This is a genomic window from Cohnella lupini, from assembly GCF_003386205.1.
GTDB lineage: Bacteria > Bacillota > Bacilli > Paenibacillales > Paenibacillaceae > Cohnella > Cohnella lupini.
In genome coordinates this window covers 24,771-39,572 of sequence record NZ_QRDY01000010.1, presented here as the reverse complement: position 1 = coordinate 39,572, position 14,802 = coordinate 24,771, and the positions used below count along the sequence as shown (strand labels likewise).

The 14,802-nt window shown below is 52.8% G+C and carries 11 protein-coding genes and 1 riboswitch; of the genes, 7 read left to right on the top strand and 4 right to left on the bottom strand.

The genetic code is table 11. The features are described from left to right. Positions 1-55: 55 nt before the first annotated feature. The 4 genes from DFP95_RS17020 to DFP95_RS17005 all read left to right on the top strand — a co-directional run bounded on the left by DFP95_RS17020 (position 56) and on the right by DFP95_RS17005 (position 3,967). Positions 56-1,513, top strand: coding sequence for a S41 family peptidase (locus DFP95_RS17020; RefSeq protein ID WP_115993857.1), 1,458 nt, complete (start codon positions 56-58; stop codon positions 1,511-1,513). Between the two features lie 106 nt (positions 1,514-1,619). Further along, a complete protein-coding gene (locus tag DFP95_RS17015; RefSeq protein WP_181907478.1) occupies positions 1,620-3,032 on the top strand; it encodes a PDZ domain-containing protein in 1,413 nt (470 codons plus the stop codon). Between the two features lie 43 nt (positions 3,033-3,075). After that, positions 3,076-3,190: riboswitch (guanidine-I (ykkC/yxkD leader) on the top strand. 136 nt (positions 3,191-3,326) lie between these two features. Next, the gene (locus DFP95_RS17010) at positions 3,327-3,650 is read left to right on the top strand and encodes a DMT family transporter (protein ID WP_342768249.1); all 324 of its coding nucleotides are present in this window, start codon (positions 3,327-3,329) and stop codon (positions 3,648-3,650) included. Then, a complete protein-coding gene (locus DFP95_RS17005; protein ID WP_115993855.1) occupies positions 3,650-3,967 on the top strand; it encodes a DMT family transporter in 318 nt (105 codons plus the stop codon). The genes DFP95_RS17010 and DFP95_RS17005 overlap by 1 nt, the downstream gene beginning before the upstream one ends. Here DFP95_RS17005 and DFP95_RS17000 read toward each other — a convergent pair. The 4 genes from DFP95_RS17000 to DFP95_RS16985 form a co-directional block, all read right to left on the bottom strand. Then, on the bottom strand, positions 3,939-5,072 hold the full coding sequence (locus DFP95_RS17000; RefSeq protein WP_115993854.1) for a hypothetical protein: 1,134 nt from the start codon (positions 5,070-5,072) through the stop codon (positions 3,939-3,941). The genes DFP95_RS17005 and DFP95_RS17000 overlap by 29 nt on opposite strands. 12 nt (positions 5,073-5,084) lie before the next feature. Beyond that, positions 5,085-6,095 (bottom strand): SPFH domain-containing protein, encoded by a 1,011-nt coding sequence (locus DFP95_RS16995; RefSeq protein WP_115993853.1) that lies wholly within the window; start codon positions 6,093-6,095, stop codon positions 5,085-5,087. A gap of 70 nt (positions 6,096-6,165) precedes the next feature. Next, complete coding sequence (locus DFP95_RS16990; RefSeq protein ID WP_115993852.1) at positions 6,166-6,939, bottom strand: OmpA/MotB family protein; 774 nt, start codon at positions 6,937-6,939, stop codon at positions 6,166-6,168. Further along, positions 6,926-7,723 (bottom strand): flagellar motor protein, encoded by a 798-nt coding sequence (locus tag DFP95_RS16985; protein WP_115993980.1) that lies wholly within the window; start codon positions 7,721-7,723, stop codon positions 6,926-6,928. The genes DFP95_RS16990 and DFP95_RS16985 overlap by 14 nt, the downstream gene beginning before the upstream one ends. A gap of 184 nt (positions 7,724-7,907) precedes the next feature. Here DFP95_RS16985 and uvrB point away from each other — a divergent pair, with 184 nt between their 5' ends. The 3 genes from uvrB (at position 7,908) to uvrA (ending at position 14,762) form a co-directional block, all read left to right on the top strand. After that, positions 7,908-9,899: an excinuclease ABC subunit UvrB gene (uvrB, locus tag DFP95_RS16980; protein WP_115993979.1), complete on the top strand. Its 1,992-nt coding sequence runs from the start codon at positions 7,908-7,910 to the stop codon at positions 9,897-9,899. A gap of 843 nt (positions 9,900-10,742) precedes the next feature. Continuing rightward, a complete protein-coding gene (locus tag DFP95_RS16975; RefSeq protein ID WP_115993851.1) occupies positions 10,743-11,726 on the top strand; it encodes a diaminopimelate dehydrogenase in 984 nt (327 codons plus the stop codon). 177 nt (positions 11,727-11,903) lie between these two features. After that, entirely contained in the window at positions 11,904-14,762 is a 2,859-nt protein-coding gene (gene uvrA / locus DFP95_RS16970; RefSeq protein WP_115993850.1) for an excinuclease ABC subunit UvrA, read from the top strand. The last annotated feature ends 40 nt before the right edge of the window (positions 14,763-14,802 follow it).

The following is a 14,802-nucleotide window of genomic DNA, read 5'->3' as shown; positions in this document are numbered from 1 at the left end:
GGAAGCATGTCATAATCTAATCATAATAAACCGTAGTTCGAGGAGTGGGATTTTCGTGTGGTTTCGAGGTCGCACCGTTGTAGCCATGATGGTGCTGACGGCTATTGCTGCCAGCGTGGCGACTTACTCTTTTTTCGAATTATCCGACTGGAGTCTGAAGCCTTCCGGATCGGACGCGTCTTCCGAGAACGAAGGGCTTAACCAGGATGAACTGGACAAATTGAATAAAGCTTTCAATCTCATCGAGCAGCGATTCATCGTGCCGATGGATCGGAACAAGCTATTGGATGGCGCCTTGCAAGGGATGGTAGAATCGTTGAGCGATCCTTATTCGGTGTACAAGTCCGAAGAGGAAGCCGAAGAGTTCAACGATGCCATCCATGGCGCGTTTACGGGAATTGGGGCGGAGCTCAGAGTCGACAATGGAGAGATCGTCGTCGAGGCTCCGATTCGCGGATCGCCGGCGGAGAGAGCGGGGTTGCAGCCGCTAGACGTATTGCTATCCGTTAACGGAGAGAGCTTGAAGGGGGTGACCCTTAGCGAAGCCGTTGCGAAAATACGCGGACCTAAGGGCACTAAAGCCAAGTTAAAGGTGCGAAGGAGCGGAGTGACCGAGCCTCTTGATCTCGAGCTTGTGCGGGATCGCATCGGGCTTAAAACGGTGGACGCCGAAATCAGCCCGGACGGTATAGGGCATCTCATTATCAATCAATTCGACGACGAGACTGCGGGACAAGTAGCGATCGAACTTCAGAGACTTAGGACTAACGGTATGAAGGCGCTCGTCATCGACGTCCGGGACAATCCGGGAGGGCTGCTCAAGACGGTTATCGACGTGGCCGATCAGCTCGTGGAGAAAGGCAAACCGATCGTGCAATCCGAGTATAAGGATGGCGAGCGTATCGTCGATGTCGCGAAAAACGGGGTTATGGACAATGCGATTCCGCTCGTTGTGCTGATAAACGAAGGTAGCGCCAGCGCGGCCGAGATTTTGGCGGGGGCTCTGAAGCAGTCCGCCGATGCCGTGCTCGTGGGCATTACCACTTACGGCAAAGGCACGGTACAGGTTCCCTTCAACGAGGAGCTCGGGGACAAGAGCCTAATTAAGCTAACGGTTAACAAATGGTTGCTCCCGGACGGGACATGGATCGATCAAAAAGGGATCGAGCCCGATATCGAAGTCGCTCAACCGGATTACTTCCAGGCTTACCGATTACCCCGTGATTACATTCTTAAATTCGATACGAGCGGGGAAGCGGTCGAGAATCTTCAAAATATCCTTGAGGGCGTTGGTTTTCCGGCGGATCGTACGGACGGTTATTTTAGCCAAGAGACGAAAAAGGCGCTGGAGCGGTTTCAGCAACAGCAAGCTTTGCCGGTTTCGGGCGAGGTAGATCCGAAAACGGCACAGAGATTGGAAGATATTCTTCAAGAGAATTTGCAGAAACCGGAAGTCGATACGCAATGGCAAGCCGCGCTTTCGAAAGCGCGGGAAATGATGCAAGCGCGTTAGTAAATAATTAGAAAAGCACCAGGTGAAGGAATTTTCTCGCTATTGTCGAATACTTAGGAGGTTGACCATAGGTCAACTTCCTTTTTTACGAATGGGGGAGAGGCGCTTGGATCCTCTGCTGGACGTATTGCGGGAAGCCGGACGAGCCGTTATCGGATTGTTCGCGTTACCGTATTTCTATATCGCCATCGGATTAGTATGGTGGCATGCTCGTCTAGGATCTACATTACAGCGCAAGCTGTTCCATGTTAGATTGTACGGCACCTTGCACTTAACGTTAACGAGAGTATTCGCGGGTATCGCCGTTGGACTCGTATTATCTCTAACGAGTCTAGGGGCGGGAGCGGGACTCAGTTCGGAAACGTTAATGTTCTTATGGATCGTCATGGGAATATTGGCCGTATTCCGCCTGCGTTACGTATGTCTTGCCTATGCGGCTGGGGCTTTGGGCATCATTCAAGTTCTCTCGGACTGGAGCGGACTGAACGGAACGGAGGGGACGTACGCCGAGGCGGTACAAATTCTCTTCGCGATAGACGTTCCGGGGCTTCTCTTCATGGCGGGGTTATTGCATGTGGCTGAAGGCTTTCTGGTGCGGTTGCAAGGCCCGAAGCTGGCCATTCCGTTGTTCCTTCAGGGAAAGAGGGGGAAAACGATGGGCGCGTATGCCTTATCTGGCGTATGGCCGATTCCCCTTCTATGGCTGACTCCCGCGATCGGCGATGGATTCACTCTCCCATGGGCGCCGATATTCGGCGGCGGAGCGGAGGGGGCGGCATGGAGCTTACTAGCCTTCCCGGTACTGATCGGATTCAGCGACCGAACGACGGCGCATTGGCCGGAAGAAAAAGCTCGTTCATCGGGTAATAGGTTGATGATCTATGGAGTAGTTGTTGCGATTCTCGCGGTAGGGGCGGAGTACTGGTCGCCGCTGACTATCGTTGCCGCGGTGGCGGCATTCGCATTGCATGAGGGATTACTGCTGATGAGCCGAATGAAGGAAATGGGCAGGAATCCACGATTCTCGCAGGACGGAACGGGAGTCAAGGTGCTTGCGGTATTGCCGAATACGCCCGCGGACGAGTTGGGCTTTCAATCCGGGGAAGTCATCAAGAAGGTTAACGGAGTGAACGTCCGCAACAAGGAAGAGCTTCATGCCGCTCTTCAACGGCAATCCGCATTTTGCAAGCTAGAGGTCGCCAACCGGGATGGTCACGTCAAGTTCCTCCAGCGCGCACGATACGAAGGCGAGCATTACCAACTGGGCCTGATCTTAGCGCCCGACGAGGATGTGGAATTCGTTGCGGCTCCGCGGTCTGCTTCGATCTGGCAGGGTTTGAGGGAAGCGGGCGCGCGCAGGCTTGGGAATTCGCCTACAATGACGGCTCGCAAGGAAGCCATGCAGGCGGAAGTAGAGCTGGCAGCGGCAGAACAAGCCGCGCTGGCCGCCGTTCCGGAAGAACCCGATGAAGACGCGGGACTTCCCCCGCGCAACGCTCAGAGCAGAAAAAATTCTTGACTTAAATGATACCGTACAGTAATTTGGAGTGACATCATCAGTAAATTAGGCTTTCTAGGGTTCCACGGTAACGCCGTTCGCGTACCGGTTCGGTCCGAGAGGAAGCGCATCTTGGCGATATGCGAGGATGGACACGGCGGGATAAAAACCCGGGAGTATCGATGAGGGTTCGTAGCGACGTCCAACGTTGCTCGAAGCCGGCGATACTTTCGGGTTTTTTTGTTTTCCGTAATACCGCCGGGACAAAATACAAGTCGGAGGTGCATTCTTATCAAGAATTCGAATCGTTATTGGTTGTTGCTTTGGGTAGCGGGGGTGTGCGAGGTCGGGTGGGTATCGGGGTTGAAACACGCGACTACTCCGAGCGAATGGATATTGACCGGGATCGGGATTCTGTTGAGCTTCACCGGGCTGCTGTATGCATCGCGGTTTCTTCCGGTCGGTACGGTATATGCGGTGTTTACCGGTATAGGCGCGGCAGGCACGGTGCTGGCGGAGTCGATTTTCTTCGGCATCCCGTTAGAGGCCGGGAAGCTGGCATTAGTCGTCGTTATGATCATCGGAATCGCCGGTCTTAAGATGACGACCCGGATACCGGCTAGGGAGGTGGAGGAATAATGGCTTGGATCATGCTCGTTTTCGCGGGATTGTTCGAGGTGGTCGGGGTGTTGGGAATGAATCGGTTGAAGGAAAAAAAGGATAAAACGAGCGTTGCGATACTGGCGGTAGGATTCGTTGCGAGCTTCGCGCTCCTATCGATCGCGATGAAATCCATATCAATGGGCACGGCCTACGCCATATGGACGGCAATCGGAACGGTTGGCGGAACTCTCGTAGGAATGGCATTCTACGGGGAGTCCCGCCAAATTCGCCGGATTTTCTTCCTGAGCCTTGTCGTCGGAGCCGTTATCGGATTAAAGATTCTTGGACGCTAGTATCCTGCTGGCTTAGGATGAATAGAACGACCAGACCCGCGATTCCGATGCAAAGCAAGGTGAAGAGCGTGATCTTGACCGCGCTTCTGGGAACGTGGCCGGATACCGTTCCTGTCTGGCCGTTGACCATATAGTAATAGGACTTGGACTTATAAGTATAGTTAGCGTTCCATACCGGCAGCAGCAAGTGCTTGTAAGTGATGTCATCGTAGGACGTTCTTATGTTCAGATTGCGTATTTCGTCGCCGCCGATGACCTGTTTGATCTCGGACTTCAAAGTGTCGTCCGCGATCTCTCGGGCTTCCTCCCACCCCTGCTCTCGGGATACGGAGTATCGCTCGGAGATATATCCGCTTAAGTATTCAGGTTGGTAAGTGCGGAGCTCCGATAGCTCGAAATCTCCGAGCTTTCCCAGCAAGCCGGAGTCGTAATGCCCGGAGGCCGGGATAAGCAGGTCGTCGAAGGACCTGTCATAGTCGCCGCGAGTAGGGTGCCACACCGTGTATCTTTCCGTTGCGGTATAGGTTTCCGATTTGCCGTTGACGACGCGAGTTCGCGTGACCGTCCGGTAATGATAAATGCCGACTTCGGCGGTATAGACGGAATAGGTGTCCGTATCGTAAGTCCAGTAAGGAATATAAATACTGTTCAATTCGGAGTTTACGTTTTGTTTCTTGAATGCGCCAGGAAGAAACCAACGCTTCTTTTTCCAGGCCGAGAAGGAACTTAACGCTTCGTCCCGCGAGATCTGGAACGGAATGACGGACTCAGGCCGAATACTTCCGGAGTCTGCTTGAGGAAGTACTTTGGGAGAACCGCAGAAGACGCATTGCGATGTCGTCTGGCCCGCGGGGATCAACGTTTCTCCGCCGCAGGTTTCGCAATGGATGAGCTGTTGCTCTGTTCCCCAATCGTGCAGTGCTTCGAGATTGTCGCCTTCATTGTCGAACGGATGCTCTTGCGGTTGTTCCATGACGTTGTCGATCGACCGCTCGGCGCCGCAATACCGGCATTTTAGATTCTGGCTCTCCGAGTCGAATACCATGGGTCCGGCGCATCCTGCGCACGGAAAACGAATCGCGGTTGAAGAGGTGCTCGTGCTCATAGTTTCCTCCGATCAGCTTGTTTTGCTGCCGCAATCGGAGCAAAATTTGGCATTCTCCGCCAGCTTACCGCCGCATTCCGAGCAGAACTTCTTCCCTGTCGAAGGAGCGTTGGAGGTTGGGGATTGCTGAGATTGCGATTGAGGGGCGGGGGTTTGTTGCTGTTCGGCAGGTCTGCCCAACATTTGGTTCATCATCTGCCCCATGGCCATCCCGGCTCCGAGTCCCGCGCCGGCCCCGGCTATTCCGCCGTCATTATTGGCGGCATCCCGAATGGCTTCGGCGGTCTGGAATTTCATGTATTGATCGAGATTGCCGGCGATATTCATCGAGGACTTGCGGTCGATCATTTTCTCGACATCCTCGGGAAGCGAGATATTCTCGATCGTCACGCCGACTAGCAGAAGGCCGATTGCCGAGAACCGGGGCTGCAGCCTGGAGATGGACAATTGCCCCAACTCGTCGTAAGAACTGGAGAGATCCGCTACCGGGATTTTGGCTTCGCCGATTAGATCGCTTATCCCCGATACCACGATGGACTTCAGAAATCCGGTAATGCCGGAAGTGGTAAATTCCTGCTTGGTGCCGAATATTTCTTTAAGGAAAATCACTGGGTCGTTGATCTTGACGGAGTAGTTACCGTAACCGCGCATGCGGATAATTCCGAATTCCGGATCGCGCATGATGACGGGATTCGTCGTTCCCCATTTCAAATCCGTGAAAGTAGTCGTATTGAGGAAATAGACATCCGATTTGAATGGCGAATTAAAAGCATATTTCCAAGAATTCAACGCGGTTAGTACAGGAAGGTTCTGAGTGCTTAACGTATGCGTGCCAGGACCGAATACGTCGGCGATCCGGCCTTCGTTCACGAATATAGCGTTCTGGGATTCTCGTACGACGAGCTTTGCGCCCATCTTAATCGCGTTGTCGTAAGCGGGAAACCGATATACCAGTGCACCTTTGTCGTCCAGCCATTCAATCACTTCGATGAATTGACCTTTAATGAAGTCGAACAATCCCATGCTTCACTCTCCCAGTCTGCGCCGTCCCGAGGACGGAGAAGTCTTTTCCCCTATCCTATCACAGAACGGTTTATTCCCGCCTCAAAACGAGGATTTCCACGCGGCGATTTTTCTGGCGATCCGCTTCCTTGTCGTTCGGGGCGACCGGACGCGTATCGGCGTAACCGGCCACCTCGAATTTCTTCTCTTCGAGTTTCTTCACGTCGACGAAATACCGAAGCACGGAGAGCGCGCGACCCGTTGAAAGCCCCCAATTGTCTTGGAAAAGACCTCCGGGTTGAATGGGAAGATTGTCGGTATGGCCCTGGATCGAGATCGTCGTGGAGAGCTTGTCGAACAGGCTGGATAATCTGTTCAGAATCGGAAGCGACGGCTTCTTTAAGTCCGCTCTGCCCAGATCGAAGAGAAACCGGTCGGACAGTCGGATCGATATTCCTTGCGGCGTATCGACGACGAAAACTTCGTCCTCCAGGTGATAATCCTTTACGTATTCCCTAATGATTTTAAGCAGATCCTGAAGCTCTTGCTCTTGATTCCTGTCTTCACCCGAAGATGGAGAAGGTTCCGACGAAGCGGTAGGCGGCGGAGTAGGGAATTTGTCCGGATCGTCCATGTTGCCGTCCAGAATGCCGGATCCCTTCTCGATCAAGCTGTCCGCGTCATTGAATTGCATTTGCAGAGCTTTGGAGAGGGTTTCGTATTTCTTGATGTCGATTTGGCTCATGGCGTATAACACGACGAAGAAGATGAGAAGCAAGGTAATTAAATCCGCGTAAGTAATGAGCCAGCGTTCTTGATTGGCGTGAGCTTTGCCGCCGCGTCTTCGTCTGCTACTCTTGCGCATCGAGAGTCACCTTCTTATCCGCGGAAGAAGCCGGGCTATCGCCCAGCAGGAGGAACGAGGTCAACTTCTTGCGGATCAAAACCGGGTTCTCGCCGGCTTGAATGGCAAGGATTCCCTCGAGCATGAGCTCCAGAACGTGAACCTGCTCGGAGCAACGGGAACGGATCTTGGAAGCGAGCGGCAGGTAGATGACGTTGGCCGAAGCTACGCCGTATAGCGTTGCCGTGAAGGCGACGGCAATGGCCGGCCCAAGGGTTGAAGGGTCGGAGAGATTGCCTAACACGTGGATGAGGCCCATAACCGTTCCGATGATGCCCATCGTCGGCGCGTAGCCGCCCGCGGAATCGAATATGCTTGCTTGTTGTTCGAGGCGCTGCTCGGTGGCGTCGATCTCCACCTCTAAGATCTGGCGGTTAAGATCGGCGTCCGTGCCGTCCACGACCATTTGCAGGCCGTCGCGCAGAAACCTATTGGTATGATCCGACGCCTGGCTTTCCAGCGAAAGAACCCCTTCGCGCCTCGCAATGGTCGCGAACTCGACGATGTCGTCGATCAATTGATGAGGATCCTCTTCGTGCGGGCGGAACACCAGCTTAATAGAATCGGGGATGCGTTTAAGCCTTGACCAGGGGTAACTCACGGCAGTTGCGGCGAAGGTGCCGCCGAAGACGATGAGCAACGCCGTTTTCTCGAACAGCCCTTCCCAATGTCCGCCTTCCCATAGAAATCCGCCGATCAGGGCGCCAAGTCCGGCGAGGATGCCGAAGTTCGTAGTTTTATCCAGACGTTTCATATTAAGACTCGCTCCTTTTGACGGTGCAGACGTTAAACGATATAATAGATGGGAACACACATTCTGTTTAACCGTACGCGCTTTGTTATTTATATCGGGTGCATCGGGATCGAATCCCATAGGACTTAAGTCATGCGAACACGGGAGGGGGAGTAGAGAAGTGTCAACATCGGAAATGGAAATCGATCGGAAGCCGTTCAAGCTGGTGTCGGAATATTCTCCGGACGGAGATCAGCCGGGAGCGATCGCAAGCTTGGCGAAAGGGATAATAGCGGGGGAGAAGCACCAAACGTTGCTTGGGGCGACCGGAACCGGTAAAACCTTTACCATCGCGCAGACGATAGCAAAGGTAAATAAACCGACGCTCATTATCGCGCATAACAAGACGTTGGCCATGCAATTATGCAGCGAATTCAAGGAATTCTTTCCGGAGAACGCCGTGGAATACTTCGTCAGCTATTACGACTACTACCAGCCGGAAGCATATATCCCATCTACCGATACTTATATCGAGAAGGACTCCAGCATCAACGACGAGATCGATAAGATGCGGCATTCCTCTACCGCCTCGTTATTCGAGAGACGGGACGTTATCATCGTAGCCAGCGTTTCTTGCATATACGGTCTCGGCTCGCCGGAAGAATACCGGGATTTGCGACTAAGCTTACGCGTCGGGATGGAGAAGTCGCGAAATGCCATCCTGCATAGATTGATCGATATTCAGTATGAACGAAACGATCTGAACTTCGTCCGGGGAACGTTCCGGGTAAGAGGCGACGTGATCGAAATTTTCCCGGTATCGCGTGGAGATTCGGCGATCCGGGTCGAGATGTTCGGCGACGAGATCGAACGGATTACAGAGATCGACGTACTGACCGGCGAGATAAAGGGTCAACGGGATCACGTTATTATTTTCCCGGGATCTCACTTCGTGACGGGCGAGGAGAAGATGAAGCGGGCGCTCGTGAACATCGAGCGGGAATTGGAAGAAAGGCTCGTCGAGCTTCGGGATGCGGGCAAGCTTCTCGAAGCGCAGAGGCTTGAGCAGAGAACCCGCTACGATCTGGAGATGATGGCCGAGATGGGCTTCTGCTCCGGCATCGAGAATTACTCGGGTCCGATGACGTTCCGCGAGCGCGGGGCGACTCCATATACTTTGATGGATTTCTTCCCGGACGATTACATGATCGTCATCGACGAGTCTCATGTGACTCTACCGCAACTAAGAGCCATGTACAATGGTGACCAAGCGCGCAAATCGGTGCTGGTAGATCACGGCTTCCGGCTGCCGTCCGCCAAAGACAATCGGCCTTTGCGATTCGAAGAATTCGAAGAGAAGGCCACGCAGCTCGTCTTCGTCTCGGCGACGCCGGGACCATACGAGCTCGAGCTTTGCCCTACGGTGGTGGAGCAGATCATTCGCCCTACGGGGTTGATCGATCCCGTTATCGAGATCCGTCAGACCAAGGGACAAATCGACGACCTGCTCGGCGAGATCCGCGACAGGATATCCAAGGACGAGAGGGTGCTCGTCACCACCTTGACGAAGAAGATGTCCGAGGATCTGACCGACTATATGAAGGAAGTCGGAATCAAGGTTAGGTATCTGCATTCCGATATCAAAACCTTGGAGCGGATGGCGATCTTGCGGGACTTGCGGTTGGGCGTGTTCGACGTCCTCATCGGGATCAACCTGTTACGGGAAGGGCTCGACTTGCCGGAGGTGTCGTTGGTCGCGATATTGGATGCGGACAAAGAAGGCTTCCTACGCTCCGAACGTTCTCTCATCCAGACGATCGGAAGAGCGGCGCGGAACTCCAGCGGGCGCGTCATTATGTACGGGGATAAGATCACGGATTCCATGGCGAAGGCCATAAGCGAAACGGATCGCCGCCGCACGATCCAGCTTGCTTATAACGAGAAGCACGGCATTACGCCGCAGACGATCGTTAAGAAGGTAAGGGATCTTATCGAAGCGACGAAGGTCGCGGAATCGAAGAGTACGTACCTTACGGGAGCGGAAGATCTCAGTAAGCTGTCGAAGAAGGACCGCGCTTCGATCATCGAACGCCTCGAGTTCGAGATGAAGGATGCGGCGAAGAGCTTGCAGTTCGAGCGTGCCGCGGAGCTACGCGATGCTTTGCTGGAACTGAAGGCGAGCTTGTAAGGCGCGTTTGTAAGGCGAGTTTGTAAGGCGCGTTTGTGGAGAAGAGAGACGACGAGAAGTTTCGCCGTCTCTTTTTTGTACGCGATTCAGAAAGTATAAAATTTCTATACTTGTCCTGGATCGTCCACGATAAATTGACATTCTCTGTCCTTAAAGGACGACGAAGTCATTTTTACTTCACATATCAGACTTACATGCCGCTTACCGTCGTCAAAGACGGCGAGACCATTTAACTGTTGTGATCAGAAGTTAATACTTAGGTAGGTAGTAGGAAGTCAGCTGGGGTGTGAGAGGGGGAGTGAGTCATCCTATCAAATACGATGCTTTTCAATGTATTTTTGATGCTCGTTCAAAAATTAAGCCGGATAAAGATGTTTTTTATTCCTATTGGTCTCCATTTGACCTATTCCTTTCATAAATTCGATCAATAGTGATGTTCTTCATCCTACTTTGATTGCAAATGCGCTTGATAACTCCAATAGCGATGATTACCATTCTACTTTTGATCAAGTCATACAGCAGAGCATGCTTTAATCTCGAAGTATTGGACGGCGAAGCGGTTTTTACTTGGTCGAAAAGGTGCGGCTCTACGTCATGCCTTGTTAAACATAAACGATCCTTATCTAAATCGTTTTGTATTATTTATCTAATTAAAATGGATAAATCATATAATTTTTTGTAGTATTTTCATGAAATATGCTGTTTCGTGTCTCGCGATTGATGTAAAATGGGTGAAGTGTCTTTCGCAATAGTCGTAAAAAGCATGGCTAGTACAAGTCTATCGGTCGTAATGTGCCGAAGCGATCCTTCATTACAACTAAACAACTTCGGGAGGAAATAACTGTGAGCAGAATCATTTCTATCGGAATCGTAGGGTACGGAAATTTGGGCCGGGGAGTAGAAGCGGCGATTCGCCAAAATTCCGATCTCAGGCTGGAAGCGATCTTTACGCGCCGGAATCCGGGGTCGATCGAATCCGGTACTCCGATGGTATCGATCTCCGATATTGAACAATACAAGGGCAAAATCGACGTTATGATTCTGTGCGGCGGCTCGGCCAAGGACTTGCCCGAGCAAGGTCCGTCGCTGGCTAAACATTTTCACACCGTGGACAGCTTCGATACGCACGCGCTCATTCCGGAGTATTACGATAAAGTAAACGACGCGGCCGTATCGAACGGCAATGTCAGCGTGATCTCGACGGGGTGGGATCCCGGATTGTTCTCCTTGAACCGCTTGCTTGCGGAAGCCGTACTTCCGGACGGCAAGGAGTACACCTTCTGGGGCAAAGGCGTAAGCCAAGGCCATTCCGACGCGATACGCAGGGTCGAAGGCGTCAGTAACGGAATTCAATATACGATCCCGCGGGAAGAGGCTGTCGAGAGGGTGCGCAGCGGTTCGAACCCCGTCCTCACGACGCGGGAAAAACACCTTCGGGAATGTTTCGTCGTATTGAAGGATGGCGCGAATCCCGAAGCCGTGGCGAACGAAATCAAGAGCATGCCGAATTATTTCGCGGATTACGAGACGGTCGTTCACTTCGTCGCCGAGGCAACGCTTCAAGCGGAGCATGCCAAGATGCCTCACGGAGGCAACGTTATCCGCAGCGGTCAAACCGGACAAGGCAATGGCAACACGCAATTGATCGAGTTCGGGCTCAAGCTGGACAGCAACCCCGAATTCACGGCTAGCGTACTCGTAGCTTACGCTCGCGCCGCGTATCGGATGGCTCAAGCAGGTCAAACCGGAGCCAAAACCGTTTTCGACGTGCCGTACGGACTGTTGTCGCCGAAATCTCCCGAGCAGCTCCGCAAGGAATTGCTATAACTTCTAGCGGAGTAGAGTTTCTAAGAATGCCAATCATTTGAAATGGTTACAAATCATTTGCATGACCAGCCGCAGTTCTGTATAATGAACGGGAACACACATTCCTATTCGTGTGCGACTGCGGCCGGCATGCATTTTCTGAGGCCCCCGTGCTGTCGCGAAAGGGGCTTTTTCGTTTTGGCTAACGAGAAGATAATCATCAAGGGCGCGCGTGCCCATAATTTGAAAAATATCGACGTGACGATTCCTCGCGATAAGTTCGTCGTATTGACGGGGCTATCCGGTTCGGGTAAGTCGTCGCTAGCGTTCGACACGATCTACGCCGAGGGACAACGCCGTTACGTGGAGTCCTTATCCGCGTACGCAAGGCAATTTCTCGGACAGATGGACAAACCGGATGTAGATTCGATAGAAGGTCTATCGCCGGCGATATCGATCGACCAGAAGACGACAAGCCGCAATCCCCGTTCGACGGTCGGTACGGTTACCGAAATCTACGACTATCTTCGCCTGATGTTCGCTCGCGTTGGCAAGCCTCATTGTCCGGATCATGGACTTGAGATTACGTCGCAGACCGTGGAACAGATGGTCGACCGGATCATGGAATATCCGGAGAGGACCCGTCTACAGATCTTGGCTCCCGTCGTATCCGGCCGCAAAGGCGAACATTCTAAGCTTCTAACGGATATTCAGAAGCAAGGCTTCGTTCGAGTGCGCGTCAACGGAGAGCTTCGGGATTTGTCAGAGAAGATCGATCTGGAGAAGAACAAGAAACATTCGATAGAAGTCGTCGTCGACCGAATCGTAGTTAAAGAAGACGTGGCCTCGAGGCTCGCGGATTCTTTGGAGACCGGATTAAAGCTGTCGGGCGGGCAAATTATCGTCGATATCATAGATAAAGAAGAACTCATGTTCAATTCCAATCTCGCGTGTCCGGAGTGCGGTTTCTCCATCGACGAGCTTGCGCCGCGCATGTTTTCTTTCAATTCCCCGTACGGTGCTTGTCCGGAATGCGACGGTTTAGGGGTGAAGATGGTCGTCGACCCGGATCTGCTTATTCCGGATCGCGACAAGAGCATAGAAGAAGGAGCGTTCGAGGCTTGGGCAGGTAGCACGTCTAATTACTATCCTCAATTCCTGAACGCGGTTTGCACTCATTATGGTATTCGTACGGACGTACCCGTAGAGCAATTGGACGATAAGCAAATGCAAATTATCCTTTACGGGACTGGCGGAGAGAAAATCCGCTTCCGTTACGAGAACGAATTCGGCCATACGCGGGATGCGTTAGTTCCGTTCGAAGGGGTCGTTCACAATTTGGAACGACGCTACCGGGAGACGGGATCCGAAGGCATCCGCGAGTTCATTGAAGTTTACATGAGCGCGAAGCCGTGCGGCAAATGCAAAGGCCAACGACTGAAGAAGGAATCGCTTGCCGTCACGATCGGCAAGGAGAACATAGCTTACGTGACGTCGCTGTCCATCGGCGATGCTCAGAGATTTTTCACCGGATTGGCTTTAACCGAGAAGGAGCAGGCGATCGCCAATCTGATCTTGAAGGAGATCAATAATCGTCTGGGCTTCCTGGTGAACGTGGGATTGGATTACTTGTCCTTATCACGCGCGGCTGGCACGCTTTCCGGCGGAGAAGCGCAACGGATCAGGCTCGCGACGCAGATCGGGTCAAGTCTGATGGGCGTGCTCTACATTCTGGATGAGCCAAGTATCGGGTTGCATCAACGAGATAACGATCGGCTCATTCAGACGTTGAACCATATGCGCGATCTCGGGAATACGCTCATCGTCGTAGAGCACGACGAAGATACGATGATGGCCGCGGATTGGATTATCGATATCGGTCCAGGTGCGGGAATACATGGCGGGACTGTCATCGCGGAGGGGACTCCCGCGGAAGTGATGGCGAACGAGAAATCCCTGACGGGAGCTTATCTAAGCGGACGCAAGTTTATTCCCATTCCTCAAGAACGCAGGAAGCCGGATGGTAGATGGATCGAGATCAAGGGAGCTAAGGAAAACAACCTTAGGAACCTGAGCGCCAAGTTTCCTTTAGGCGTGTTTACGGCCGTAACGGGCGTATCCGGTTCGGGCAAGTCGACGCTAGTCAACGAGATCTTGTACAAGACGTTGGCGCGGGATCTGAACAAAGCGAAAACTCGTCCGGGCTCCTACAAGGAAATCAACGGGCTCGAGCACTTGGAGAAGGTCATCGACATCGATCAGTCTCCGATCGGACGGACGCCGCGATCCAACCCGGCCACTTACACGGGCGTGTTCGACGATATTCGCGACGTATATGCTCTAACTAATGAATCCAAGGTTCGAGGTTACAAGAAGGGCCGATTCAGCTTTAACGTAAAGGGCGGACGATGCGAAGCTTGCAAAGGCGACGGCATCATCAAGATCGAGATGCATTTCTTGCCGGACGTTTATGTGCCATGCGAGATTTGCAAAGGCAAACGGTACAATCGCGAGACGCTGGAAGTGAAGTACAAAGGCAAGAGCATTGCGGAAGTGTTGGCCATGACGATCGAGGATGCTACGGAATTCTTTATTAACATTCCGCGTATCCATCGCAAGTTGCAGACGCTCATGGACGTTGGGCTTGGCTACATGGATCTTGGACAGCCGGCTACGACGTTATCGGGGGGAGAAGCCCAACGCGTTAAGCTCGCGGCGGAATTATATCGTCGCAGCACGGGGAAGATGCTTTATATTCTCGATGAGCCGACGACCGGTCTTCACGTAGACGACATAGACCGTCTGCTGCAAGTTCTCCATCGGCTCGTCGATTCCGGAGAAAGCGTGTTGGTTATCGAGCATAATCTGGATGTTATCAAGACGGCGGATTATTTAGTCGATCTTGGACCGGAGGGGGGCAACGGAGGCGGCACGATCGTGGCCACCGGTACTCCCGAGGAAGTATCCAAGGTTAAGGGCTCCTATACGGGCAAGTATCTGGCTCCGGTTCTCGTAAGGGATCGCGCGCGGACGGAAGCTGCTTTAGCCCAAGTGTAATTACTTTTCTACCGAATATGAATAAAGACGAGCCCCGCCT